Origin of the sequence: Pseudomonas sp. SWRI68, from assembly GCF_014269165.1 — a bacterium.
Taxonomy (GTDB): Bacteria; Pseudomonadota; Gammaproteobacteria; order Pseudomonadales; family Pseudomonadaceae; genus Aquipseudomonas; species Aquipseudomonas capeferrum.
In genome coordinates, this window is record NZ_JABWRU010000010.1 from 42315 (window position 1) to 66888 (window position 24574).

General features: G+C 63.6%; 21 protein-coding genes. 8 read left to right on the top strand and 13 right to left on the bottom strand.

All coding sequences use genetic code 11. The features are described 5' to 3' along the window. Positions 1–3: 3 nt before the first annotated feature. The 6 genes from HU770_RS16130 (at position 4) to HU770_RS16155 (ending at position 4731) form a co-directional block, all read left to right on the top strand. Entirely contained in the window at positions 4–1512 is a 1509-nt protein-coding gene (locus HU770_RS16130) for a TolC family protein (protein ID WP_186664221.1), read from the top strand. A 309-nt stretch (positions 1513–1821) separates the two neighbouring features. Continuing rightward, positions 1822–2061, top strand: coding sequence for a hypothetical protein (locus tag HU770_RS16135; RefSeq protein WP_186664223.1), 240 nt, complete (start codon positions 1822–1824; stop codon positions 2059–2061). Between the two features lie 26 nt (positions 2062–2087). Continuing rightward, complete coding sequence (locus HU770_RS27095; RefSeq protein WP_238347554.1) at positions 2088–2516, top strand: SNF2-related protein; 429 nt, start codon at positions 2088–2090, stop codon at positions 2514–2516. 318 nt (positions 2517–2834) lie between these two features. Next, entirely contained in the window at positions 2835–3530 is a 696-nt protein-coding gene (locus HU770_RS16145; RefSeq protein WP_186655939.1) for a 3-oxoacid CoA-transferase subunit A, read from the top strand. Positions 3531–3538: 8 nt separating this feature from the next. Beyond that, positions 3539–4180 (top strand): 3-oxoacid CoA-transferase subunit B, encoded by a 642-nt coding sequence (locus tag HU770_RS16150; protein ID WP_033698417.1) that lies wholly within the window; start codon positions 3539–3541, stop codon positions 4178–4180. 221 nt (positions 4181–4401) lie between these two features. Continuing rightward, positions 4402–4731 carry a hypothetical protein gene (locus tag HU770_RS16155; RefSeq protein WP_033698419.1) on the top strand — a complete coding sequence of 110 codons (330 nt, stop codon included), beginning with the start codon at positions 4402–4404 and terminating at the stop codon, positions 4729–4731. Positions 4732–4870: 139 nt separating this feature from the next. Here the strand turns inward: HU770_RS16155 and HU770_RS16160 are convergent, their stop codons facing one another. The 4 genes from HU770_RS16160 to HU770_RS16175 form a co-directional block, all read right to left on the bottom strand. Beyond that, positions 4871–6640 (bottom strand): alkaline phosphatase family protein, encoded by a 1770-nt coding sequence (locus tag HU770_RS16160; protein WP_186664225.1) that lies wholly within the window; start codon positions 6638–6640, stop codon positions 4871–4873. Between the two features lie 5 nt (positions 6641–6645). After that, entirely contained in the window at positions 6646–7770 is a 1125-nt protein-coding gene (locus tag HU770_RS16165; RefSeq protein ID WP_186664227.1) for a DUF4062 domain-containing protein, read from the bottom strand. Positions 7771–7917: 147 nt separating this feature from the next. Next, positions 7918–8703, bottom strand: coding sequence for a fumarylacetoacetate hydrolase family protein (locus tag HU770_RS16170; RefSeq protein ID WP_186655956.1), 786 nt, complete (start codon positions 8701–8703; stop codon positions 7918–7920). 25 nt (positions 8704–8728) lie between these two features. Beyond that, positions 8729–9583 carry an NAD(P)-dependent oxidoreductase gene (locus HU770_RS16175; RefSeq protein WP_238338593.1) on the bottom strand — a complete coding sequence of 285 codons (855 nt, stop codon included), beginning with the start codon at positions 9581–9583 and terminating at the stop codon, positions 8729–8731. Between HU770_RS16175 and HU770_RS16180 the strand changes: the two genes are divergently transcribed. Together HU770_RS16180 and HU770_RS16185 are read left to right on the top strand one after the other, a co-directional pair. Then, positions 9582–9734: a hypothetical protein gene (locus tag HU770_RS16180; RefSeq protein WP_162181142.1), complete on the top strand. Its 153-nt coding sequence runs from the start codon at positions 9582–9584 to the stop codon at positions 9732–9734. The two genes, HU770_RS16175 and HU770_RS16180, sit on opposite strands and share 2 nt — an antisense overlap. After that, positions 9731–10621, top strand: a complete 891-nt coding sequence (locus tag HU770_RS16185) for a LysR family transcriptional regulator (protein ID WP_186655959.1) — start codon at positions 9731–9733, stop codon at positions 10619–10621. Before HU770_RS16180 ends, HU770_RS16185 begins: the two co-directional genes overlap by 4 nt. Positions 10622–10687: 66 nt before the next feature. Here HU770_RS16185 and bcsC read toward each other — a convergent pair whose 3' ends face one another. Genes bcsC through HU770_RS16230 form a run of 9 tightly spaced genes read right to left on the bottom strand, consistent with a single transcriptional unit; the run spans position 10688 to position 24397 of the window. Continuing rightward, positions 10688–14206, bottom strand: a complete 3519-nt coding sequence (gene bcsC, locus HU770_RS16190; protein ID WP_186664229.1) for a cellulose synthase complex outer membrane protein BcsC — start codon at positions 14204–14206, stop codon at positions 10688–10690. Continuing rightward, positions 14194–15309, bottom strand: a complete 1116-nt coding sequence (gene bcsZ, locus HU770_RS16195) for a cellulose synthase complex periplasmic endoglucanase BcsZ (RefSeq protein WP_186664231.1) — start codon at positions 15307–15309, stop codon at positions 14194–14196. Before bcsZ ends, bcsC begins: the two co-directional genes overlap by 13 nt. Next, positions 15309–17591, bottom strand: a complete 2283-nt coding sequence (bcsB, locus tag HU770_RS16200; RefSeq protein ID WP_186664233.1) for a cellulose biosynthesis cyclic di-GMP-binding regulatory protein BcsB — start codon at positions 17589–17591, stop codon at positions 15309–15311. Before bcsB ends, bcsZ begins: the two co-directional genes overlap by 1 nt. Then, on the bottom strand, positions 17588–20197 hold the full coding sequence (bcsA, locus tag HU770_RS16205; RefSeq protein ID WP_186664235.1) for a UDP-forming cellulose synthase catalytic subunit: 2610 nt from the start codon (positions 20195–20197) through the stop codon (positions 17588–17590). Before bcsA ends, bcsB begins: the two co-directional genes overlap by 4 nt. Continuing rightward, positions 20194–20901, bottom strand: a complete 708-nt coding sequence (gene bcsQ / locus HU770_RS16210; protein WP_186664237.1) for a cellulose biosynthesis protein BcsQ — start codon at positions 20899–20901, stop codon at positions 20194–20196. Before bcsQ ends, bcsA begins: the two co-directional genes overlap by 4 nt. After that, the gene (gene bcsR, locus HU770_RS16215) at positions 20898–21116 is read right to left on the bottom strand and encodes a cellulose biosynthesis protein BcsR (RefSeq protein WP_033698437.1); all 219 of its coding nucleotides are present in this window, start codon (positions 21114–21116) and stop codon (positions 20898–20900) included. The genes bcsQ and bcsR overlap by 4 nt, the downstream gene beginning before the upstream one ends. Further along, complete coding sequence (gene bcsG, locus HU770_RS16220) at positions 21113–22732, bottom strand: cellulose biosynthesis protein BcsG (RefSeq protein ID WP_186664241.1); 1620 nt, start codon at positions 22730–22732, stop codon at positions 21113–21115. Before bcsG ends, bcsR begins: the two co-directional genes overlap by 4 nt. Beyond that, positions 22725–22910, bottom strand: a complete 186-nt coding sequence (gene bcsF, locus HU770_RS16225; protein ID WP_186655988.1) for a cellulose biosynthesis protein BcsF — start codon at positions 22908–22910, stop codon at positions 22725–22727. Before bcsF ends, bcsG begins: the two co-directional genes overlap by 8 nt. Then, positions 22907–24397, bottom strand: coding sequence for a BcsE family c-di-GMP-binding protein (locus HU770_RS16230; protein WP_186664243.1), 1491 nt, complete (start codon positions 24395–24397; stop codon positions 22907–22909). The genes bcsF and HU770_RS16230 overlap by 4 nt, the downstream gene beginning before the upstream one ends. Positions 24398–24574 lie beyond the last annotated feature (177 nt).

Below are 24574 nucleotides of genomic sequence, written 5' to 3' on the forward strand. Positions count from 1 at the left end.
TTTATGCCAGTATCGACCTTTAAAGCCCTGAGTACCTTCACGGCCGTCAGCGTTTTGCTCAGCGCCTGTTCAGCCTTCGAACCCAAGCCTTTTACCGAGGACGAGATGCGCCAGCGGGTGATCGAAGACCAGGCGCGCATGTACAAGGAGCAGGAGCCAGTCAACGGGCCAATCACCTTCTACGAAGCCTCAGCGCGGGCCCTGAAGTACAACCTCGACTACCGGTTGAAGTTGCTTGAAAGTGCCCTGGCGTCAGACCTGCGCGATGTTTCCAGCCACGAGATGCTGCCACGCCTGGTCGCCTCTGCTGGCTATGCCGGACGCAACAACGACTCCGGCGGTACCTCAATCGGCATTGAGGACCGTCAGGTCAGCTTGCGTCCGTCCACTTCCGAGGAGCGCTACCGCACCCTGTACAGCCTCGGTCTGTCATGGAGCCTACTGGACTTCGGGGTCGCCTACTTCCGCACGCAGCAAAAAAACGACCAGATGCTGATGGCCGAGGAGCGTCGTGAAAAGGTCGCGCAGAACGTGCTGCAGGACGTGCGCAATGCCTACTGGCGTGCCCTCGGCGCACAGCGTCTGCTGCCAGAGGTAGACGGCCTGCTGATGCGTACCCACCGCGCCTTGACCGCGGCCCGTGAAGCCGAGGGCAAAGGCCTTCTGCCGCGCCAGGACATCCTCGCCTACCAGCGCGCCCTGCTCGACTCGGTGTACATGCTCACCGTGCGCCGCCAGGACCTTGAGTTCGCCCGTGCGGAGCTGGCGGCGCTGATGTCGCTGCCGCCCAACACTCGAATGGTGCTGGCCGACGTCACCGAACAACCGCTGCCGCTGCTGACCAGCAACGTCGAAAAACTGGAGCGCCTGTCCCTGGAGCGCCGCCCGGAAATCATGGAGGAGTGGTATCGCAAACGCGTCAGCATGAACGACCTTAAGATCGCCAAGGCGCAGCTGTGGCCGAATGTGAGCTTCAACTACGGCTATGAATACGACTCCAACAAATACCTGTACAACAGCGACTGGAACCAGACCGGCATCAATGTCTCAATGAACCTACTGCGTCTGCTGCAGTACCCGGACATCGTGGCTGCGGAAAAAAGCCAGGAAAAAACCGATGACATGAGACGCACCGCGTTGTCCATGGCGATCCTTACCCAGGTCCGAGTAGGCCTGCTGCGCTACCAGTTGGCGCGCCAGGAAGTGGAGTTTGCCGACGAAAGCCTGCGTGTCGACCAGAGCCTGCTCAACTACGCGCAGTCATCGCGCAACGCGGCACTGGGCAGCGAACTGGAACTGATTCGTGCCGAAGGCCGCCTGCTGCTGTCACGCTATCAACGTGAAGCCGCCTACTCCGATGCCCAGGCTGCCTGGGGGCGGTTGTACAACTCGATCGGTTTTCAGGTCATGCCCAAACAGATTGATCAGCATGACGTGAAAACACTGGCGCGGGAAATTCAGAACACACTGGACCGGCAAACCCGCGACAACCTGCTTGCTGCGGGTAGTTAGCCAGATGGCAAGTTCAATCCCCAACCACGCATCTGGCTGAGCGCCCATGGTTACCCGTCATCCAAGCATCTCCTGTGCAAGCCGGGCCTTACGTAGACTCTGCGACCAACTACCCAGCTCCGCGTCAGAAATTGCCAGTCGTGATTGATTGCGCTCCCGCTGCGACTGAGGGGCAAAATCGGGGAGATATCCTCAATATTTAGCGCTAAAACTATTGATGTAGGGCCTAGTCATACTGTTTTTGGCGACCCGGACAGCCTCTGAATCGGCATAACGAACAAACGCTCGACCGCTCCAATGAGGCCCACGATGTCCCTTCAGCCGCTCTGCCCCGACTCTCTGCCCGATAGCTGCAGGGGCCTGCTCTATACCCTGGCGACGGCGTTCCCTGGCAAGGGGCGAACTTCGCTGCTCAAACAGCTAAGAACCATGGGCATCTGTGACTCGGGTGGCAAGCTGCTTGATGCCCCTACGTTGGCCAGCCTGCTGCAATTGCTGCAGGACCAAGGCTGGGTCAAAAAGCTCGGGCACTCCAAGAGGTCTGGCTGAACCTGTTGTTGCATGATCATCTTCGTTTGAACAACAGCCTGCTGGGGCCCGTCTACGGCAGCTATGCATTAGCCCAGCACGAGATGGCGCTCTGCCCCTCCCTGGGGCTGGGCCTGCAATTGATGCAGCAAGCCCTGTGGCGAGGCGACTGGAATGCGCTGCAGCACTACGGCATGCAGGACTGTCCGCTGACATGCCAAGCCTGCAGTTGGAACAGTGTCGGGCTGGACGAAGCCCAGGCAATCAAGAATGCGCAGACCAAGCGCGCTCAAGCGGTCATGGATTTGCAATCGAATTTCCGTGTAGTCGCCACTGGCACCCCACTGGAAAACCACCTGGGCGAACTGTGGAGCCTGTTCCGCTTCATCACCCCAGGCCTGCTCGGTAGCCAGGAAAGCTTCGCTACGTCAATCGAACAAGGCGATGTAGCCGCCCGACGGGCTTTGAAGGCATGAAGCTATCTATACCTCTCCCTCCGGTCTTGAGCTGGCGTGTACACCGATGCGGAAACAGTTGGCCAGTGAATAGCTACTGTACGCATGCAGGCGACAAGCAGATTGAGGGCTCACCACAGCCCGGGCAATCACGACTCACACATCGCACAACAGTTCGATAATCGCACAAAATCCGCTTAGCTCCCTCTACTTGTGCACGATCTTGCGGCACGCTAGTACGCAGTCACCCAACAATTCCTAGGTGCTGATTGGCCCACCGCTTCGCCACGCGAAGACAAGGTCGATAACCCACACTCCAGGAAAAACCAGGAGCTCGCTTTGATCAATAAAACGTTTGAGTCCATCGCCAGCGCGGTGGAAGGCATCACCGACGGTTCGACCATCATGGTCGGTGGTTTTGGCACTGCCGGCATGCCGTCTGAACTGATTGATGCCCTGATCGCCACCGGTACCCGCGACCTCACCATCATCAGCAACAATGCCGGCAACGGTGAGGTCGGGCTTGCCGCGCTGCTCAAGGCGGGCAGCGTACGCAAGGTGGTCTGCTCGTTCCCGCGCCAGTCCGACTCCTACGTGTTCGATGAACTGTACCGGGCCGGCAAGATCGAGCTGGAAGTGGTACCGCAAGGCAACCTGGCCGAGCGTATCCGTGCTGCGGGCTCGGGCATCGGTGCGTTCTTCTCGCCGACCGGCTACGGCACCCTGCTGGCCGAAGGCAAGGAAACCCGTGAAATCGACGGCCGCCAGTACGTTCTGGAGATGCCGCTGCACGCCGACTTCGCGCTGATCAAGGCGCACAAGGGCGACCGTTGGGGCAACCTGATCTACCGCAAGGCCGCCCGCAACTTCGGCCCGATCATGGCCATGGCCGCCAAGACCGCCATCGCCCAAGTTGACCAGATCGTCGAACTCGGTGAACTGGACCCGGAACACATCATCACCCCGGGTATCTTCGTCCAGCGCGTGGTCGCCGTCTCCGGCGCTGCCGCTTCTTCGATCGCCAACGCTGTCTGAGGCCTGCCATGACCATCACCCGAAAACTCTCCCGTACCGAGATGGCCCAGCGCGTGGCCGCAGACATTCAGGAAGGCGCCTATGTAAACCTGGGCATCGGCGCACCGACCCTGGTGGCCAATTACCTGGGCGACAAGGAAGTATTCCTGCACAGCGAAAACGGCCTGCTGGGCATGGGCCCAAGCCCTGCGCCGGGAGAAGAAGACGATGACCTGATCAACGCCGGCAAGCAGCACGTGACCCTGCTGACCGGCGGTGCCTTCTTCCACCACGCCGACTCCTTCTCGATGATGCGTGGCGGCCACCTGGACATCGCCGTACTGGGCGCCTTCCAAGTGTCGGTCAAGGGCGACCTGGCCAACTGGCACACCGGCGCCGAAGGTTCGATCCCAGCTGTAGGCGGTGCGATGGACCTCGCCACGGGCGCCCGCCAAGTGTTCGTCATGATGGACCACCTGACCAAGTCCGGCGAAAGCAAGCTCGTGCCCGAGTGCACCTACCCGCTGACCGGTATCGGTTGCGTAAGCCGCATCTACACCGACCTGGCCGTGCTGGAGGTGACGTCAGATGGGCTGCAGGTGATAGAGATCTGCGCCGACATCGACTTCGACGAGTTGCAGAAGCTCAGCGGCGTGCCGCTGTTCAGGTAATCCACCCTGCCCGTATGACGCCTGGAATCCCCGGGCGCCTCTACTTGGCCAAGCTGGGCCACGTGCGCGTTGGTGAGAGGCGTTGATGACATTTCGTGATACCTCGGCGTCACTCAGGTAAGCTCTGCCCCCTGTAAGGCAGCGCATGGCGGGTCTTGATTGAATCAACGGCCGCCATGGGTTGACCCGCCGACATCACCACCAACCGATAAGGAAATCTCATGCGTAAACTCAAATTCGTGCTCATGGCGTTGCCGTTCTGCGTACTGGCCGGCTGCGGCGGCGACGCGCTGGAAGGCACTTACGAACAAACCACCACCGTGATGGGCTTCCAGGGTCCCAAGCAGACGGTAGAGTTCTCGAGCGACTACATCATCGCCAACGGCAACAAGGTCAAGGTTGACGAGTGGGAGCGCAAAGATGATGTGGTCACTGCTCGCAACAAGGACGGGGTAGCCCTGATCAACGTTCGCGTACTGGATGGCGGCAAGCGCCTGGAAGCCGTTGGTGGCAGTGACATGGCCAAGAACGTGTTCGTGCGGGTAGATTGATCTGGCGGGGCGGGCATTCGCCTGCCCCCCAAACACCGACCTTGGTCTGATCAGGGTAAAGCCGAGTGAGCCAATCTGATGCTCGCAATGGCGCAGGATGCCTATCGGCTGCACTGAGGCCAGGATTTGTTGGCACGCTCTACTTCTGAGCCGGATGCACCGCCTGCAAGTGGTTGGAAAACCCTGCCTCCGTTTCACAGCGCCAGGTCGCCCACAGCTTGCTACCGGCCTCACCGCCCATGTCCAACTCGAACGCCAACCAGTTCCGGGATGGCATCACATAGCGATTGAACCCCGGGAACAGCATCATCTCGACACAGTGCTGCACATCGATGGACTGGACCTTGCTCGCGGTATGGTTCAGCAACTGCAGAAACAGCCGTTCGGCCACGCCGATCAACGAAGGATGCACCACACCCGACGAGGTGAATTGCTGAATCTGCGCCCAGTTCGAGGTCGGCGGGATGTCTCGGCGATAACAGCTGCCCCACGCCGCGACGTGCACGTCCCCAGAAGCGATGGATACCCGCAGCAGCCTCTGCTCGGCAATCCGGGTCAGCGACTCCAGCAGGCGCTTGCGCTCGCCCTCGTGATCGCCGTGCGACCAATGGTCCTTGAGGTCGTCAGCATTGCTGTCGAGCACATGGTCCTGGCCGAAGGTATCGAGTAACCCTTCAGCCAGCGACAGTTTGGGGTGCGCGACTGGCACCGAGGACATGAAGATCAGGTGCTGGCATTTGCTCCCCGGATGGGCAGGCTCACCGTCACGCAGTGTGCCGAGCCAAGCCTGCATGACAGCCCAGGTCGCGGCCCCCATCACCTGGGTGCGTGAACGCTCGGTGCGCAAATCAGCCACGAACAGTGATACCGGCCCTATGTGAAAGCCGAAACTGAAGCCCGGTTGGCCATCCAGAAGTGGCAAGGCCAAACGGTCCCCTTTCAGCCGTGTGCCCCATGCTATCGGCTCGTACTGAGGGTCCTGCTGGGAAACATTTGCACGCTTCAGCCCTTGCAGCGGCGGCAAGTCATCCAGGGCATGCTGCAACTGAAACACCCAGAACGCCTTGCGCGCGTGGCGCATCATCACCTGGAACAACTCACAGTGTTGCATGGCGGGGCTGTAAGACCCCCAGCCGTCGAAGATGTCGTGGTCGTCCCACATCATCACCGTGGGGATTCTCGCCATCGCATCAGCGGCATCCAGGTTCGGCTTGGCCTGGCCCCAGTCACGCCGAGTATCCGGCAGCCAACGCTTGGCATAGAGCCCGAAATAGTAAGATTCGATCTCCCTCTCCAGCGTCACGCCTACCTTGAATGCCAACTGCTCCTTGCGCGACAGCCCGACCCATTTCTTGAGCGCTGTTATATCTTCCCAGATCGAATCGAAGTAAATCTGGTCGCCCCCCATCAACAGCAATTGAAAGCGCTTCAAGCCCTTGTCATGGATACGGGCTTCGTGCCAAAGCTGCTCCTTGTCCAGCACGTAACCTGCATCGCGCAGCGTACTGTCATGGTTACTGATCAGGTCAGCCCAGACGGCGTTTTCAGGGCGCACCAACTTGCGCATGCCACTTGGGTCGGAGAAGCCATTGCAAGAGACGTAGGCCATTCTCGGCGCATAGTCTCGGCCGGGCACGGAGAACTGCCATTGCGGCCCGCCCTGCGCTGCACCAAATTGCACCGTTCGCTCCTGGGCCTGTTGCTCGCAGCTCAGGTCATAGCGAAGGATGGTTTCCTTGCCATGCTCCAGCAACACCTTCGGCGCAGCGCATGCCCGCCCTTCAATAACCAGCGCGGGGAATGCAGAACCCTGTGCAACCCCGACCAACGCAGTCACTTGCCACTGCCCGGTTTCACTGACGCCGCGAAAAGACAACACCGGCCCTACGGTAAAGCGTGCTTTGGACATCCCTGTTATCTCCCCTCAAGCTCGGCAGCAATAACGCTGACAATTCTGGCGCGCGAAACGGCTCTCTTGGCCAGCCTCTGCGCTTCACCGGTCTGGTCCAGCCATTCTCTGAAGCGCTGCAGCGCATGGCGCGTTTGCGACGCATCGCGGCAGTTGGCCAGGAAGGCAAACTGTACCTTCTGTACATCATCGGCGACAAACACACCGAAGGGTCCGCTGACCACGGTTGCATCAGCAAAGCCCAGCAACGCCGTGGCCTGATGCTCTGTAGCCCCCCGATGGCAGGCAATCAGGTGCAACGGCCCATGCGCGCCTTGCAATAAATGAGCATGCTCATGGTCACGTAGAAAGGGTTTACCCACCAACTCACGCGCAGCGGCAACGGTGAACGCAGCCGGGATTGCATGGACAAACACAGCGATATTCACGTCGGCCATTGGAACAATGGCATACGCATCGCCCACAGGGGCTTCGCCACCCGTAAGCGCCTGCAGCAACACCGTTTCCATCGCGCGTTTGCGCTGACGAAAGTCCATCCGTGTCCAATCGAGCGCCTGGCCCATGTCGAAGCGGCTCGAAGCCGCAGCGGTTACCCCACGCTGGGTCAGAACCACCACCGCGTCGAGCAGCGCTTCCTGAACGCGGTCGCGCAACTGCTCGACGGTAGAGACCATTCCCCCCCTGAACGGGGTCTGTTGCGCGATAAACGCCTGGAAGCGCTGATTACGTGCTGCCTCAGCTTCCCGGCTATCACCGATCGGAATATTCGGCATGGCGATGAAGCGCACCTTCCCGCGCGTGGTGGCAAGCCCTTCCATGTACTCCGCATGGCAGATGCCGATGTCACCGTCACCACTGGCCCAGCCGGCATTGCCATTGGACAGCACCAACAGCACATCGCAATCGCGCACGGCTTGTAAACAAGCGTCCCAACTGTCCTGCATGCCATCGGCTGGGGGGGCATCTTCGTTGATCCAGACTTCGAACAGTTGTTTGCCGAACAGCGTCGTGCCTTCTATCTCACGCTTGAGCTGCGCGCGGATACTGCTGAGGGTTTGATCGCTGCCAGCGGGAAAACGGTCGTTGCAGCGACTGGACAGCATGACGCTGATTTTCTTTGACTGGGCCATCCTTGCTCCTGCCCCACGTGCGAGGCCTCAACAGTCTTTGATCGATAACAGGTTTTCGCCCCAAGCATAGATCAGGCGAAGGCCGTGTCTAAAAGCATCGAAGGGTATTCCTATCGGCAATCAGTGAAGCCTCATGCAGTTTGGCCGCTAAACACTGAACAGCAGTTCCTTGTCAAAGTACTTCACCGCGACATGATGGCCAGTGCCAACCAGGTCGAACGGTTCGCACATGGCGCCTGTCGAGACGATATCGCCCGCACGCAGAACCTGCCCGCGCTCAGCCGCATGGGCATACAACGCTGCCAGCGAATGCATCGGGTCTGTCGCGGCATCGCCGAACAAACCACGCGCCCGTGGCACGCCATCCAGATGCACGACCGCGGTCGCGGCAAGTTCAGTCAGCAATCTATCGTCGATGCCACTGCAAATGTGCTCGCCGATGACCAGCGCTTCAAAACCGACGTTGTCGGCCACAAAGCTCGGCCAGCCGACACTTTTGCGATCAACAAAGCGTGAGCGGACGACCTCGAAGGTTACGCAGGTGGCACGGATATCGTCAGCTGTCGGTGCGCGCCCCGGTTCAGGATGTACATCGCGGTCAAGCACGAACGCAACTTCACATTCGACAGTGACCGGCGTCAGCGCCGGCAACGGTACCCTGACCCCGCTTGGGTGGCAGCGCGCAGCATCGAGTTGCCCAACCAGCGGCCGTGTCAGCTTGCCGGCGTGCATGGCCGCTGGGCTGCCGACCCCAAGTTTCCAACCGACACGTTGGCCACCCGCCGTACTGAACAGCCGATCCTGAGCGTCGTACCCCTGGTCGAGGGTCTCGGGTTTCAGGTGCGCGGGCAAACACTGCAGAAGGTCGCCGCTGCGCCATGCGCGCAACAGTGCATCGGCGGTTGGCTGGGGCGTGAACGTCGAAGGAGTCATCAAGGCCTCTGGCTGAGTGGGCGGGTCAATGGGTTGCAGGTGGGGTACGGAATTGCACATCGAGCAGCGCCTCGAATACTTTGATCATGGCGCCTTTGTCCTGGCTGCCATGGCCTTGCAGCAGTGCCGTCTGGTAGGTCGCGGTGGCAGCCGCCAACACCGGTAGTGGCAGGCCCATCTCGGCGCTCAGCTGTGCACCGTGACGCATGTCCTTGTAGGCATCCTGCAGCGGGTAGCTGCTGGTGAAGCTGCCGGCCAGAATATGCGGCAGAAAGTATTCCGAAGCGTGGCTGCGCCCGGTTCCAGTGTTGACCACGCGGCTGACCTGCTGGGCATCCAGGCCCAGCTTGCAGGCCATGGGCAGGATTTCGGCAAGTGCTGCGATGTTGATGTTGTAGAGCAACTGGTTGATCAGCTTGGCCAATTGGCCGCTGCCCACCGGGCCCATATGAAGGATGGTCGATGCCATGGTCTGCAGGTAAGGACGCATCTGTTCAACGACCTCGGCCTGGCCACCACACATGGCGGTAAGCGTGCCGTCGCCAGCGCGCTGGGCCATACCCGAGACAGGGGCGTCCATGAAACGCACGCCCAGCGAGGCGAGGCGGCGCGCGATGTCGAGGGTCTGGGCATACCCGAGGGTACTGGTATCGACCACCGTACTGCCAGGGCGCATCCATTGCGCCAGGCCCTGGGCAGAAAACAGCACCTGCTCGACAACCTGGTCATCGGGCAAACAGAGAAACACCGTGTCGCAAGCGGCCAAGGCCTTACGCTCATCGGTCGGCTGCGCGCCCAGACGCTCCAGCGCCGCATACGCCTGACCGCTGGCAGAACTCACCAACAAGCCCGGGTAAGCGCTGAGCAGGTGGGTTGCCATGGGCAGCCCCATTGTTCCCAAACCGATAAAAGCGATGGTCATCATGCGGCCCCTGGTGGTTGAGCAGCACATCCTAGACAGGCTTGTTCATAATGAAAAATATATTGTTATGATACTCGCGATCACATTTTGTTATGGAGCAGTGGCATGAACCTGAAAGCGCTACGCTGCTGCGTCGAGGTCAATCGCCAGGGCAGTTTTACCAAGGCTGCGAAAAGCCTGCACATCGCTCAACCGGCATTGAGCATGGCGATTACCCGCCTGGAGGAAGAGCTGGGCATGATGCTGTTCAACCGCGCTGGCCGCCGTGTAGTGCCGACCGCAGAAGGCGAACGCTTCCTCGCCCGCATCGATTCGGTGCTGCGAGAACTCGACACGGCTCGCCAAGAACTGCGCGACATGGGGGACCTGCAAAGCGGCGAGGTGCGCCTGGGTATCCCGCCGATGTTCGGCCTCTATTATCTGCCTAGGCTGCTGAGTAGTTTTCGCAAGGCTTACCCAGGCGTTGTCATGACCGTGCTGGAAGGCAGCGCCGACGACATCAGCCAGCGCCTGGAGCGGCGTGAAATCGATGTGGCGCTGCTCGAGTCGCGGCGCGTCATCCCGTCCTGGGAGTCAGTACTGCTGGGCAAGGATGAAATGGTGCTGTGCATGCACGCGGACCATCCCCTGGCCACCCTGCCCCATCTTGAACCTGGCGATCTGCAGGACGTCGAGATGGCCGTATTCGACAGCACATTCCTGCAACGGCACATGCTCGACGCATTCGTCGCCACGCAGGGCGTGCGCTACCGGACTGCACTGCAGAGCAACTTCGTTTCGCTGGTGATCCAGGCAGCACAAGACAACGTCGGTATTGCCACCCTGCTGCGTTCGGTGCAGCAATGCACACCAGGGCTAGTCGGCATTCCCTTCGAACCCGCGCAGCACATGGACTTTCGATTGTGCTGGCGACGCGGTGAATACTTGGCCCTGGCAAGCCAGCGCTTCATTGCATTCGTCCGCGAAGACCGCACACTGGAACGCACGGCTGAGTAGCGCATCCCTGGTGTACGGTCGCCCTAGTGTGGTGTTTCCGAAACACCACACTAGGGGCAGCGTGCCTCAACGCCACTCGCTGTACGGCTCAAGCGGCGCCACCGGCAGCGCCAGGTTGCCCCGCCACGGCTCGAACAGGTAGCGCAGGTACAGCATGCCATGGCTCGGAGCATAGTCATCGCTGTGCTGCCAATCGAACCCGCCCCCCAGCACCCAGTGGTCGCTCAGGCGGCGTTCGAACAGGCCGCGCAGGCGGTAGCCCAGGCCGCTGCTGTCGCTGGCGTCGTTCATGGCATCGATGTTCGAGCGCACGTCATACTGCGCCAGTACCTTGTGGTTGATGTGCGCGTCCGGGTACAGGCGGCTGCGGCCGCTGTGGGCCTGGGACCAACCGACCGAACCTTCCAGCAGCAACGACCAGTCGTAGTTGCGCCAGGCGTAACTGACCGGCACGCCCACCGACGTGTAGCGTTGCGGGCTGTAATAGCCGCCCTGCCCCAGGCTGTAGCCGCCCAGGTCCTTGTCGTGACGCCAGTGCATCAGCGTCAGGCCAACGCGTACGCGCTCGTCGGCTTTCTCCACCAGGCGGTGGTAGTAGCCGGCCATGGCGCGAGTGCGCTGGTTGTCGGTGACGTTTTCGCCATACAGCCAGTGGTGCCCCAGGCTGGCCCAGACGCCGTTATCGCCCCCTTGGTCCCAGCTCAGGCCAAGCGTGCCGCCATTGGCCGTGACCCCGCCCCAGCGCACGCCGGTTGCCGGGTCACGTGCCCCGGCGAACGACAGCAGCGAGTTGCTCATTGGCCGCCGCAAAGCGGTCAGTGACCAGCCGACCTGGCCCAGGTCGCCGTTGACCGTTGCCCCACCCAGCCAGTTGTTGACTGCGTAGCCCTGGGTGGTGCCCAGGTCGAAGGCCCAGCGGCTGCCCTGCCAACCCAGCGCCAGCACACTGCCGTTGGCTGTCTGCGAGCCGCCCGTACACGCGGGCAGCGATTTTCCGTCAGCCGTCTGGCCAACAAACTGGCAGCTGCCGAAGTCGGGGGTGTAACGCCCCTGATCGTTCTGCTCGAACGAGCCCGCATCCATGCCGATACGTTCTACCCGCGCAAAGGCGGTGCCGTCCTGCCAGGGGGTATCGACATGCAACAAGGTTGACTGGGTGCTCAGCTCGGACGTGCCCGGCGTACCGTCATCCTCGCGCCAGCCGTAGTCATGCATCAGGGTCACGTGGGTATTGCGCTGGCGATACAGGGCATCGACGTCGCTGCGCAAGCTGCGCGCCAGCCAGTCATCGGCGCCCTGCTCGCGGCTGGCCAGTGTCAGCGCGCGGTCGTCGCGTGGCGACACGGCGGCGCGGTCGAGCAACTGCGCATCGGCCATGGCCGCCGCATAGAGGTCCAGCGCCCGTTGCGGGTCATCCTGCGCCACCAAGCGGGCGGCGTCGCGCCGCAGCAATGGATCGGGGCGCGCCTGCTGCGCGGCAATCCGGTCGAGCAGCCTCGCCGCTTGCTCGTGTTCGCCCAAGGCGACCCAGACCGCCGCCAAACGCCGTTGGGCGTTGCTGTCATCAGCGGCAAATTGTGGCACCTGCACGCCCAGCATGTGCCGGGCCTGCGCCAGGTTGCCTTCGGCCACGGCACTTTCCATCACCCCAAGCCGCGCATCAGCACGCCCAGGCTGCACGGCAAGTACACGCTGGTAATAACCACGCGCTTTGCCAGGTTCACCGCGCGCTGCTGCCCAGTCGCCCAACAGCATCACGTCATCCGGGCTACCTTCACCACGCGCCAGACTGGCTTCCAGCAAAGCTGTTGCCTCGGCACCACGGCCTTGTGCCTGCAGCTGTTGCGCTGAGGCCAGGGTCATGCGCCGTTGAATACGCTGCTGCAGCGCGTGCATGTCCGGGGTCCAGGTCGCCTGCGGTACCGCGCCCAGGCTGTCCAGAGCCAAGGCATCACGGTCGCTGGACTCCAGGAACAGACCGTGGGCATAGCGGGTTGCCGGGTCGAGTGGCTGGTGCTGCACCAGCCTGGCGAATGCTGCGTCGGCCTCGGCGGTGCGCCCCTGGTGACGCAAGCTGTTGGCCAGCTGATAAACCAGCCAAGGCTCATCGGGGGCCAAGGCAGTTGCCTGGCCCAGCGCCTGGCTGGCCGCCTGCCAGTCTTCGCGCTGCAGGGCTTCATCAGCCTGTTGACGCAGGCGCGCCAGTTCCAGGCTGCGGCGCAGGCTGGCGAACTGCGCTTGCTGGCGTGGCGGCAGGCTGTCCAGGTATGCCTGCGCCTTGTCTGGCGACTGCGCCTGGTACACACGCATCAGGCCACGCACAGCGCTTTCGTTATCCGGCGCCATGCGCCGCACCTGCAGGAATTGGCGCTCGGCAACTGCAGCGTCGCCTTCGGCCAGCGCGACATCCGCCAAGCCCAGCAGGGCGTATTCATCCTTGGGACGCTGCTGGCGAGCCTGCAGGTAAAGGGCGCGCGCGCCTCGCAGGTCGTTTGCCTGCAATGCCCGCTCAGCTTTGTTGAGCAGCGCCCAGTACTGGCTGGACGACTCCAGGTCTTTCCATTGGCTGATCCAGTAGGTGTCCTGCTCCTTGACGCTGGCCGCCCGGAACGCAGCGTTGGCGTCTTGGTAGCGGCTCTGGCGCATCAGCGCATAACCCAGGGCACCGTACAGGCTGGCATCGTCAGGGTATTGGCGCAGCGCCCGGCGCAGTTGTGCTTCAGCTTCGGCGTTACGGCCCTTGTCGAGCAGCGCCTTGCCCCGCTGGCCAGCCTGCCAGGACGGGTCGGCCAGCAGTTTGCGCTGCTGTTGCAGGTTATCGCTGGCCTGGGCCAGCAGCGGCGAGGCTGGGTAGCGTTGCAGGAAGGCTTGCCAGGCCGCCGCACTGGCGGTGCTCACCGCCTGCCCGGACAGGTAGTCGAACTCGCGCTGGGCAGCGGCATCGCGTGCGCCAGGGTCGCGTGACAGTTGATCGAGCAGCGCCAGCGCTTCGCGGTCGCGGTTTTCAGCGAACAACCAACCGGCCAGGGTCTGGCGCAGCCCGGCACTGCCGGAGTACTGCCGGTCCAGTTGCTGCAACTGGCGGATGGCTTCAGGGCGTTGACCTGGCAGGTTGCCGCGCACGCGCCAGTAGTCAAGGGCCAGCTCAAGGCTGGGCGGTTCACCCGCAAACAAGCGCTCATACGCCGCCAGCGCTTCTTCATTGCGCCCGGTAACGGCCAACAGGCGTGCCTGCTGCAAGCGCCGCACGGCCTCTGGCTGCTGCAGCGCAAGCAGGCGCGTGGCCTGGCGTGCCTGCAGGCTGCCAGGCGCCAGGGCAGTGATCCGGGCCTGCAACTGCTGGGCCTCGGTGGTGTTCTTGTCACGCAACGCCAGGCTCAGGGCTGCCAGCAGCACGTCCGGGTTGCGCGGCTCCAGCAATTGCAGGCGGCCCAGTGCATCGCGCACCAGATCGTCACGGTGCAATGCCTCGCCCCGACGCACCTGGTCCAACAGCCATTGGCGCTGTTCAGCGGCATCCTTGGGTTGCGCTACCGCCTGGCACGCCAGCGTCGCCAGCATCACCACGCCAATCATTCGCTGCATGGCGCGCTCCAGGCCGGCAACAAGCGGCCGTGCGAGTCAAAACGGTAACGGGCTTCATCCCAACCCTGGCCAAACAGCGCCAGCACCTGGCCGTAATAGGCCTTGGCCTCGACTGGCTGCTCGTGCAGGCGCTGACGCTGGGCGGCAAGGCTGGCAACGTGCGCTGGCGACGCGGCCAGCAATGGCAGCAATGCTGCAGAGAACCCCGCCGGGCCATGGCCGCTGGTGTTACCGCTGTGCGCATCCACGCGCTCTGGCGGTAGCCCCTGGTGTGCGGTCACTGCCGCCATCGGGGCATAATGAGCCAGCAGTTCGGCACGTTGCGCCGCGCCCTCGGCCAGCATGCCGACCCACAGGTACACGCGAATGGCGTCGTAGTCGCCGGCGTTGCCATGCTGCGGGTCCGCAGCCAGCTCACCGGCCGGCGTCCACAGCAGCCAGTCCGGGGCGAAACCCTTTGGCGACGAAGCCAGCCACAGACGCCGCGTGTTGGCGGCCAGTTCGCCCCACAGCGGGTCCACCAGGCTGAAGCGGTCCAATACTTGCAGCGGCAGGTAGCTTGGGTTCAAGCGGGTGCCGTTGGCATCCTCGAAGCCGTAGTCACCAGGCAGCAGCATCACCCCCAGGCCGGGCAGCTTGCGCACGGTCTGGGCGGCGATGCGCCATAGCATGTGCTGCCCCAGTTGCGTATAGGCAGGCATCTCCCAAAGCCGCCCCGCCTCCAGCAGGCTGTAGGCAATCCACAGGTCGGCGTCGCTGGCGTTGTTAGCATCCAGCACCTGCCACTGGTTCTGGCCCTTGCGGCCCCACAACCAGGCTGGCAGGTGCCGCGCCAGGTCGCCCTCGGCGAGGTTGTTGCCGGTCCAGCCCAGCACCTGCGCGAACGCCTTCCGGTCATTGCCCACCAGGGCGAAGAACAGCGCATAACTCTGCCCTTCCGAGGTGGTGATCAGGCGCTCATCGCTCGGGTCGATGACCCGCCCGTCCACGCTCACCAGCTCGGCCTTGAAGCGCTCCCAGGCCGGCCACGGGCAGGCGGGTGCGGCATTGGCGAAAACGGGCAACCCCAAGGCGACCAGCCCTACCAGCAACGGACGCACCATCACCCGCGCTCGCCCAAGCGACGACGGCCTGCCCAGCGCAAAGCCCGCCACAGCAAGAAGGCAAACAGCACCACGCAAAGGGCCGCGATCGCCGCCAGCAACACTGGGTGCTCGGACAAGTGGAACCACAGCAACATCCACCAGGGCAGCGCACCGACAAAGTAGTGCTCGCCGACGAACTGGCTGGTGACACCACTGCTGCGCACCAGCGTCACCGAACCGGCCACGGCATCGAGTTTGCCCACATCACCCAGCACGTCGCGCAGCAATGCGTAATCGCTGTCGCTGTTGGCCAGCAGGGCGACGACGCTGCGCTGCTCGTGGAACGGCGATTTCAACCCGGTGATGGCCGCGATCGGCGCCTGCGCGCTGACCGCCACACGGCTGCTCGCGGCCACCGGCGCGGTGTCGAAGCGCTGGCTGCCTGGCAACCCTGCGCTACGGCCTTGCAGCAGCCAGTCACGCTGGGCGCTGAGCAGCAGGCCGAGGTTAGGCGCATCGCTCAAGGCCTCGGGCAAGCTGCCAATCAGCAACAAGTCGGCATCGGCGGTCGTTGCCTGCTTCCAGTCATCGACCAGCTTCAGGCCAAGCGCCGGGTAACCGATTTGCCCGGCCAGCCCACCAACCGCATCGAGCAAGGTGCCAACCTGCATCGCCGTGGGCGTTGCCGGCATGATGACCAGGGTTTCGGAAAGGTCGGCCATGCGGCTGAACGGGAAGCCGCTGCGGGCGAAGGCGCGCAGGTCGGGCATGGCGATGTAATGGTGGTAGCCGGACAAGTCGATGGTCGAGTTTTCGTCGATCGCCGCGCGCACATCCACCGGCAGCGACGTCTGGCAATGATCGCGCTGGGCGCTGCCCAGGGTGCTGGCAAAGCTGAAATCGAAACGCAGGCGGTTGCGGTCGCCGATCTTCAACGCCGGCACCAGCGATTTCTCGGTCAATGCGCTGCTGTCACCGGACAACACCGCCAGGCGCACCTGCTCGAGCGTGCCGCCGCGCCGGTCGTTGCCCACCAGCGGCATGCTGGTGATGTACTGGTCATTGACGCTGATGCTCAGGCGCGATTCGTCAGTCACTGCCGGTGCCGTGTAGCGGTACAGCGTGCGCAACGGGATGCCCTGGTTGCGCCAGACGAACAAGTCTGGCGGCAAATTCAGTGACAGCGTCACCGGCCGCGGTTGCAGGCCACTGACTTGCAGTTGCTCGGGGTAGTCGAGCAGTTCGGCGAAGCGCACCGGCCGATCGGTGCGCGTCCAGTTTGGCGCGTCATAGGGCTTGCGCGGCTGCAGCGCGGTCATCTGCTCGACCTGCACTCGGGCACCACGGAACAGGTTGTTGCCCACCGCCAGCGCCGAAGCGGCCTTGATCAGGTCGTCATCGTTGCGCCCCAGTACCAACAGCACCTTGCTGAAGCGGTCATGCGGATGGTCGATCATCTGCAACACCGGGCCGTCGACCAGCGGAAACTGCTGCAGGTCGGCGAGAAATGCCGGGCGGCGTTCATTGCTGGCAAACACGATGCTCGGCTTGGGGGTGTCGGCACTGGCCGGCAGGCGGTTGTACAGCACCGGGAAGGTTGCCTTGCGCCAGCCGGCCTGGCTGCCGAAGTAAGACGCCAGGATCGCGGCCGCACGCTGCTCACCCAGGCTCGGCACGCCACTGAACACCACCGGCAGCTCGACCTTGCCGGTGTCGCGCGCGTCAAAGAACGGCAGCGGGAAGTACGCCAGGTCGTTGTCCAGTGCCAGTGCCTGCTCGTGCAACTGCACCTGGCTCTTGCGGTTCAGGTTCAGCCACAGGCCGCTGTGCGCCGGGTCTTCGCAGATGTCGGTGTAATGCCCGACAAACTCCAGGCGGACCCGGTTGAAGTCGCTGAGCAGCTTCGGGTCCAGGGGCAGTTGGCGGCGCACGCGCTGGCCAAGTTGCTCCTTCTCAACCGGCACTACCCCCATCAACTCGTCATTGAGGTAGACGCGCAGGTGTGACAGGTTCGGCAACAGCGCGGGCGAAGGCGTGTAGTCCAACTGCAAGGTGGCGTCGGTGGCGAGGCGGTCGCGACGCAGGCCGAATTCGATGTGTTCGCTATTGCGCACCCCCAGCAGCAGGCTGTCGGACGCATGCCCGAGCTGCTCCAAGGTTTTCGTAACCGGCCAGCTCGGCACCTTGGGTACGACGGGCTCGGGAAGCGGGGCTTCGGAGGCGGCAGCGGCGCTCTGCGACAAGGCGGCAAACAGCGCCATCGCCAGGCCCCAGGTACGCGCGGGATAACCAGTCATCATGCGTCTCGATCAACAGGGTTCATGAAAGGGATAGGCCGCGGCGTGCGGGGCCTGTAGCTGGCCAGCCAATGCACCAGCGCGCGCAGCGGGCGCAACCACGTCCGCAGCCACGGCGGCATGTGCTCGACCAGCCGCAGGTAACCGACAGCGCCCAGCTTCAGCACCTCGACCAGGCTGCGCAGCGGGCGATCGGCCTCGTGTTGCTGGTGCCAGCCAAGCCAGGCATCGGCACGGGCAAAGGTGCAGTGAACCAGGTCGATGCGCTGTTGCTGGCTCAGGTCGTGGAACACCAGGCCCACGTGTTGCCCGACGGTACGGGTGACGCTGGCCTGGAAGGCAAACTCGCGCTGGCCACGGTTGAGCAGCAGGCGTACCTGCGCCCCGGGTTTGAGCGCAAGGCCTTGGTGCAACTGCAGGCCGACGCCGCCATCGGAGTAATCGACCAGGGTGCAGGGGTAGGCGTGACCGCTGGCCAGCACCAGCCCCGCCGGCAAGTGCATCTGCACCCGGTGGGCGCGGCGTACCTGGCGCACCTCGGCGGCCACGGCAACGGCGGCGCCGATGATCAGCAGGTTGTAGACCACCCACAGCGAGCTGACGATCACCGTGCCGACTTCCGCCGTGGGGCCGGTGAACAGCCGCCACACGGCAAAGCCCAGGCCGGCCACGTTGAGTGCCGCAAGCCACAGGTAAGGCTGGGCGATGCGCCAGTCGAACTGCCCCTGCTCCATCAGGCCGCCCTTGGCGGTGACGTTGAAGGTACCCTTCTTCGGCGCGAACAGCGCGACCGTGGTGGGGCGGGCGATGTACCAGGCCAGCACGGTCTCGTAGACCTCGCCCCAGAACGTTTGCCGGTACTTGCCCTGCATGCGCGAGTTGGTCAGGCTGGCGTGGATCATGTGCGGCAACACGTACAGCAGGATCATCAAGGCAGGGGCATAGATGATGTAGGCATGCAGCAACAGGAACGCCAGCGGCGCAGTCAGAAACACCAGCCGCGGCAGGCCGGCCAAGAAGTGCAGCATGGCGTTGGCGTAACACACCCGCTGGAACAGGCTCAGCCCGCGGCCGAAAATCGGGTTGTCGGTACGAAAGATCTGCACCATGCCACGCGCCCAGCGAATACGCTGGCCGATGTGCGCCGACAGGCTCTCGGTGGCCAGGCCCGCCGCCTGGGGGATGCTCAGGTAGGCCGAAGACCAGCCCTGGCGGTGCATGCGCAAGGCGGTGTGGGCATCTTCGGTCACGGTCTCCACGGCAAAGCCGCCAATGCTTTGCAGCGCCGTACGCCGCAGCACCGCGCATGAACCGCAGAAGAATGCCGCATTCCACATGTCGTTACCGTCCTGGATCAGGCCGTAGAACAGCTCTCCTTCATTGGGCCGGCGGCGGAACGAGCCCAGGTTGCGTTCGAACGGGTCTGGCGAGAAGAAGTGGTGCGGCGTCTGCACCAGCGCAAGCTTCGGGTCCTTGAGGAACCAGCCCACCGTCATTTGCAGGAATGAGCGCACCGGCACGTGGTCGCAGTCGAAGATGGCGATCAGCTCGCTGTCGGTCACACCCAGCGCGTGGTTGAGGTTGCCGGCCTTGGCGTGCTTGTTGTCCGGGCGCACGATGTAGCCCACGCCGACCTCGTCGGCGAAGGCGCGGAACGCATCGCGTCGGCCATCGTCGAGAATGTAGATGCGCAAGCACTCGCGTGGCCAGTCCAGGCCCAGGGCGGCCAGCACTGTGGTGCGCACCACCGCCAAGTCTTCGTTGTAGGTGGGGATCATCAGGTCGACCGTCGGCCAGTGCCCGGGGTTGGCCGGCAGGTTCGCTGGCTTGCGCTGCAGCGGCCAGCAGGTCTGGATGTAGCCCAGAATCAGTACGCACCACGAGTAGGTCTCGGCAGCCAGCAGGATCACCCCGCACACCAGGTCCGTGGTGTCGTTCCAGTTCAGTGTCGAGGTATAACGCCACCACAGGTAGCGGCAAGAGATGATGGTCGACAGCACGATCAGCATCAGGGTGGGAAAGCGGCCCGGCATGTGCCGCACCAGCATGGCGATACCCAGAAGCAGGCAGATGAACATCAACTGTGCCAGGTAGCCGAACGGCTCGGTCACGCACAGCAAGGCCAGGCCAAAGGCGCAGAGCGTCAGCACACCATAGAAGGCCCAGCGGGCGAATACGCTCAAGCCACGCAGGCGTGCCGAGGCTGCCTGCTTGAAGGCACTGGCCCGATAGCGCGCGGGCAACTGTTGCAGGCGGTCGATCAACCGGCCACGGTAGTGCTGCACCCTCTGACGCGTGGTGTGCCAGTGGCCGCGCACGGCACGCCAGGCTTTGCTGGTCGGCCCTGGTTGGCGTGGCAGCGGTTGGCGCCGTAGCAGCAGCCACAGGCTCTGGATCATCACCCGCACGGGGTCGCCCAGGCTCGGGCGCTTGCCCGCCAACTGCGGGTACAGGCGCTGACGCTCGGCCAACAGGGCCTGCCAGGCGGGCGACTCCAGGCGCAAGAACAGCACAGCCAGCGCCACACCCAAGGTAAACAGCCAGGCGACCGGCCGCTGCGCGCCGCGTGTGGTGAACCAGGCGTAAGCCGACAGAGGGTTCAGGGTCACGACTGCCGCCTCGTCAGGCAGCGCACTGCTAGGCTCTGCACATCCCGGCAGGCCAGGCTCTGCGGCGCGTAATGGCCCAGCGGGGCCTTGCACGCCAAGGCCTCGAGAAAGGCCTCGTCGCGGTGCACCACCTGCAGGGGCAAGCGATCACGGAACAGGTCGCGCCACACCATCAGAAGGTCGCTCTGCAAGCGGCTGGCCGGGTCGTAACGGTTGATCAGCAGCAGGTCGTAGCGCTCGATGGGTCGGCGCCCGAGCAGCAGATGGCTGGCCATTTCGGCCTCGGCCACCAGCACCTGCACATCGGTCTCGACGCAGTGGCCCGCAGTCGCGGCCGGTAACTGCGGCACGTCGAACAGCAACCAGTCGAAGTGTTCGGCCAGTTCAACTTGGCGAGCGGCCCAGGTTGCAGCGTCGGCCGCCGGGTGCAGCGCATCGCCAGGAGCATTGCCGAACGGCATCAGGCACAGCCCATCGAGCACCTCGTATACAGCGTCGGTGTACGGCCGCCCTTCCCGCTCGGCAAGCGCCCAGCCCTCGCGCGCCTCCAGCGGCAGGTTGAAATGCAACCCCAGCAGGTTGTTCGGGCACAGGTCGATCAACAGCACCCGCTCACCCACGCCCTGCAGCGCATAGCCCAGCGCGGCCAGCAAGGCACTGCGCCCCAGGCCACCGCGCACGCCGTGCAACGCCAGGCTGGTCATGGCAACACCGCCTCGCGCTTCGGTGCAGGCATGAGCAGCCCATCCTGGGCACTGGACCGGCAGCTTTCACCCAGCAACGGCCAGCGCTGCAAGGCCTGCTGAACCCCCACCAGCATGGAAATATCCTGATAGTTCAGGTCCGGCATATCCAGGTGCTGGCGCAGTTGGGCAATGTCGTCACTACGGTCGGCAGGGTCAGCGTTGCCAGGCTTCATCGGCTCTCCTCGGGGATAGGCTGCCAGTCAGGCTGGCCTTGCAGGCGCATGTAGGCGCGCCCCTGGTAGTTCAAGACCTGCGCACCGGAGGTTTCCGCGACCTGCTCGGTGGTCGGCAGGTCGTTCAGCAGGCTGGGCACGTCCAATGGCTGCTGCTGGCCAAGGCCGGCGTACACCCGCGATATCAGCTCGGACAACGCCAGGTAGCTGGTGGGCGCCGAGACCCGCAGCGGCTCGCTGCGCGCAGGCTGCCCCATGCCGATGAACTTGAGGCCAACCGGCACATGGGTAATCGACGGCGTGGGGATTTCGCGCATGCCAGACAGCTGCATGCGGTCGCCATGCAGCGCGGCGCCATGTTCCGGGACGATGGCCACGACCACGCGGCGGCCACTGCGCTGCAGTTCGTCGAGGAAGGTGCCCAGCTCGCCGAACAGGCGGTTGGCGCGAGTGGCGTAGTCGGCCACACGGGTGCCGCCGTCGGCGGTGACGATGCGGTTGCCGTCATGCAGGCTGATGCTGTTGTAGAACAGCGACACATGCTCGGCCGGCGTGCCTTTACGCTGGCCCCACCAGCGCCGCAACACGTCCAGGTCGCTGGCAATCGGCGAGCCGTCGAAGCCGACCAGTGCCCGCGGGAAATCGGTGTTGCGCAGGCCAGGTTGCGGCATGTGCTGCTGGGTGATATCGCCGATGAAGTTGTCGAAGCGCCCGCTGTGGTTGAGCAAGGTATTGCTCTGGAAGCCAAGCCTGGCCAGGTTCTGGAACAACAGGCACTGCTCCGGGGCACTCTGGTACAGGCCCGCGTGGGACGACTGCCCACAGCTGGCACGCAGTACGCGGATGGCGGCCGGCCCGCTGTAGGACGTGGCCGAGTTGAACTGATCGAAGACCACGTCCAGGCGCGAGAGCAGCGGGTTGTCACGCAGCCCCACGGCCGACAGGTCATCCCAGGCCAGCGAGCAGATGTTGATCACCAGCAGGTCGAACGGCTGCTCCTCGGCATTCATGGCAGGGAACGCCGTTACGCGTTCACGCTCACTGGCAAAGAACTGCTCAAGCCAGCCGTCGAGCGTGGCGTTGTCGGCCACCGCCGTGGCCTGCGCCTGCGCAGCGGGGCTGGTAGTCACCGTGCCGGGCGCCTGGCCCGCAGTGAACCCCAGTGACGGCAGCCCGCCGACGGCCAGCCAGCCCAGCCCTAACAGGCTCAGGGTACTCAGGCGCAGCCAATGGCGCAGGTACAGATACCCCACCAACAGCAGTGCCAGCGCGCCCATCAGGTTCCAGTTGATGAAACGGCCCAGCAGTTCGAGCAAGTAGTTCCACGAAAAATCGAGTACCCCCGGCTGCGCCAGCAGGCGACTGAACGGCGGCAACCAAGTGTCCTGGTAGAACAACGCGATGCCAATCGGCAGCGCCGCTAGCTGGCGCGCAATGCGCAACCACTTGCCCGGCAACGGGATCAGCAGAAACGCTGCGAACAACAGGTTCGGCAGCGCCTGGAAGTCGAGCATGCCCAGAGCGACCAGCAGGAACTTGGCCAGAAAATAGAGGTTCCACGCTCCCAGACCAGGCCATCGGGCCAGAACCGGGAGCGTGACGGTTGTATTAGTCATTACGGGGTTCCTGGCGTGCAGCGCGGTGGCGTACGCCCAGCGGTTTCAGGTAACGAGGGGAAAGGCGGCGGTGCAACCAGCCGCGCAACACTGCGCGCAGGCGCACCACCAGCAAGGCCAGGCCCAAGGTGACCAACGCAGTGAGGGCGATCACTTGCAGCAATTGCGCGAAGTTCATACTGCGCCCCGCTTGCCCAGGGCGACCCGGCGCGGCGCCAGTGCCGGCCGCGCTTGCGTGGGCAACTGCGCCGCTGCATCGACCCGCGGCGGCTGCGGCGAGCGGTTATCGAGGAAGGCCGGGGCGGCCAGGCTGTCGACGCCGGCAAGCACTTCCTGGCTGATGAACAGCTCTTTCCATGACAACTGGAAGATGTGATCAAGCGCCTGTTCGACGCCTTCGGAACGGCAGGCAAACAGGAACAGGAACAACACCTCCCCGACCACACAAGCGATGTCGCCGTCGCGGCGGAACACCGTACGCGAGCATGCCTGCAGGGGAGTCAGGCCTGAGGCCGGGCGCAGCACCAGCAACTGGTGGACGATTTCGCCGTTACGCACACCGTGCCACATGTTCTGCACTGCTTCGGCGAACGCATCAGGCGCTACCAAGCCGCAGATCGCGAGTGGCCGCAAACGCGTGAGCAAGGCATCGAAGTCGGTTGGCAGGTGTCGGCGCCAGACATAACCCTGGATGCTTTCCACCATGGTCAGGAAGCGTGACAGGCTGGCGCCAAACGGCACGATCTGGGTGGCGCCGCAGGCCAGCAGCAGTTGTTCATCCTGGTAGCGCAAGGTGGGCGCCATTTCGCGCACTACCAGCTTCAAGGCATTGCCACGCAACTGGCGCAAGCGGTGCAGCTGGCGCGCCAGGCTGTCCAGGCGCTGCCCGCCATCCATGGCGAAAATGACCGTGGCGGACACCGCTCGGCTGGCGCGGTCAGCCAGTTCGTCGAGGCTTTCGCAGACCTGCCAGTGCTCGGAGAAGGCAGGCGCCCCTTCAAGGACCGGCCGCTGGGCCAGGCACAACAGCTCATCGCCACCGGTATCGGTGGGCGCCTGCGGCGTACCGGCAACGGCAAACCCCGCGTCAAGGCGCACCAGCTCCATGTCCCGGGTGCCCGCTTTGCCAAGCGGGTTGCTCCAGAAGTGCTGCAGGTAACGGACCCCGCCTTTGCCGCGATACACCTGGGCCAGGCCGTCGACGCCCTGGTTGAACACGCGCAGGCGCTCCACCAGGCCGGCACTCTGGCCACCGCTGATGACCAGCAGCAGCGCCGCCTCGGCCAACAACAGCGGGCGCAGCGCCTCGCACCAGCGCTCGACCTTGCCGTCTGCCCAGGCACCGGCAGGCGCCAGCACGACAAGCACACGGCCAGGAACATCGAGACGGGGCAGATCATCGACCAGGTGCAGGGTGGCGTTAGGGTTGGCTTCATACAGCGCCAGCTCGCCCGGGCCCTTTGCGGCATCCAGTGCACTCAGCACATCACCCATGCCTTGCGCATCGGCGATCAGGGCTGCCCGCGTTGGTTCGGGCAACCCCTCCACCACCTGGCGGCAGAGCAAGGTGGCGTCTTCTGCGGTGTCACAGGCCAACCAATACAGTCCTTGTAGATGAAGCTGGCTGCTTTCGGCGCCTAAGCCGGAGATTGCCAACAACGGCATTCCATTCGTCAAAACACTGGCTCTAAATTAAGAATTGAAACGGATTTCGGGAGGAATATTGCATGCGCGCTAAGGTGGCACTTTGATCTTCGTCAAAAAAATAGCAAATCAGCATGCAATTGAGCATAACCGTCAATCTTACAGCACGAAGGCAAAATGCTGGCGCGCGCAAATGTA

Excerpts from the sequence above, each read along its gene's own strand:
- HU770_RS16130 (WP_186664221.1), top strand. The coding sequence starts at position 4 with ATGCCAGTATCGACCTTTAAAGCCCTGAGTACCTTCACGGCCGTCAGC.
- HU770_RS16135 (WP_186664223.1), top strand. The coding sequence starts at position 1,822 with ATGTCCCTTCAGCCGCTCTGCCCCGACTCTCTGCCCGATAGCTGCAGG.
- HU770_RS16150 (WP_033698417.1), top strand. The coding sequence starts at position 3,539 with ATGACCATCACCCGAAAACTCTCCCGTACCGAGATGGCCCAGCGCGTG.
- HU770_RS16155 (WP_033698419.1), top strand. The coding sequence starts at position 4,402 with ATGCGTAAACTCAAATTCGTGCTCATGGCGTTGCCGTTCTGCGTACTG.
- HU770_RS16160 (WP_186664225.1), bottom strand. The coding sequence starts at position 6,640 with ATGTCCAAAGCACGCTTTACCGTAGGGCCGGTGTTGTCTTTTCGCGGC.
- HU770_RS16165 (WP_186664227.1), bottom strand. The coding sequence starts at position 7,770 with ATGGCCCAGTCAAAGAAAATCAGCGTCATGCTGTCCAGTCGCTGCAAC.
- HU770_RS16170 (WP_186655956.1), bottom strand. The coding sequence starts at position 8,703 with ATGACTCCTTCGACGTTCACGCCCCAGCCAACCGCCGATGCACTGTTG.
- HU770_RS16180 (WP_162181142.1), top strand. The coding sequence starts at position 9,582 with ATGGGCAGCCCCATTGTTCCCAAACCGATAAAAGCGATGGTCATCATG.
- HU770_RS16175 (WP_238338593.1), bottom strand. The coding sequence starts at position 9,583 with ATGGCAACCCACCTGCTCAGCGCTTACCCGGGCTTGTTGGTGAGTTCT.
- HU770_RS16185 (WP_186655959.1), top strand. The coding sequence starts at position 9,731 with ATGAACCTGAAAGCGCTACGCTGCTGCGTCGAGGTCAATCGCCAGGGC.
- bcsC (WP_186664229.1), bottom strand. The coding sequence starts at position 14,206 with ATGCAGCGAATGATTGGCGTGGTGATGCTGGCGACGCTGGCGTGCCAG.
- bcsZ (WP_186664231.1), bottom strand. The coding sequence starts at position 15,309 with ATGGTGCGTCCGTTGCTGGTAGGGCTGGTCGCCTTGGGGTTGCCCGTT.
- bcsB (WP_186664233.1), bottom strand. The coding sequence starts at position 17,591 with ATGATGACTGGTTATCCCGCGCGTACCTGGGGCCTGGCGATGGCGCTG.
- bcsQ (WP_186664237.1), bottom strand. The coding sequence starts at position 20,901 with ATGACCAGCCTGGCGTTGCACGGCGTGCGCGGTGGCCTGGGGCGCAGT.
- bcsR (WP_033698437.1), bottom strand. The coding sequence starts at position 21,116 with ATGAAGCCTGGCAACGCTGACCCTGCCGACCGTAGTGACGACATTGCC.
- bcsG (WP_186664241.1), bottom strand. The coding sequence starts at position 22,732 with ATGACTAATACAACCGTCACGCTCCCGGTTCTGGCCCGATGGCCTGGT.
- bcsF (WP_186655988.1), bottom strand. The coding sequence starts at position 22,910 with ATGAACTTCGCGCAATTGCTGCAAGTGATCGCCCTCACTGCGTTGGTC.
- HU770_RS16230 (WP_186664243.1), bottom strand. The coding sequence starts at position 24,397 with ATGCCGTTGTTGGCAATCTCCGGCTTAGGCGCCGAAAGCAGCCAGCTT.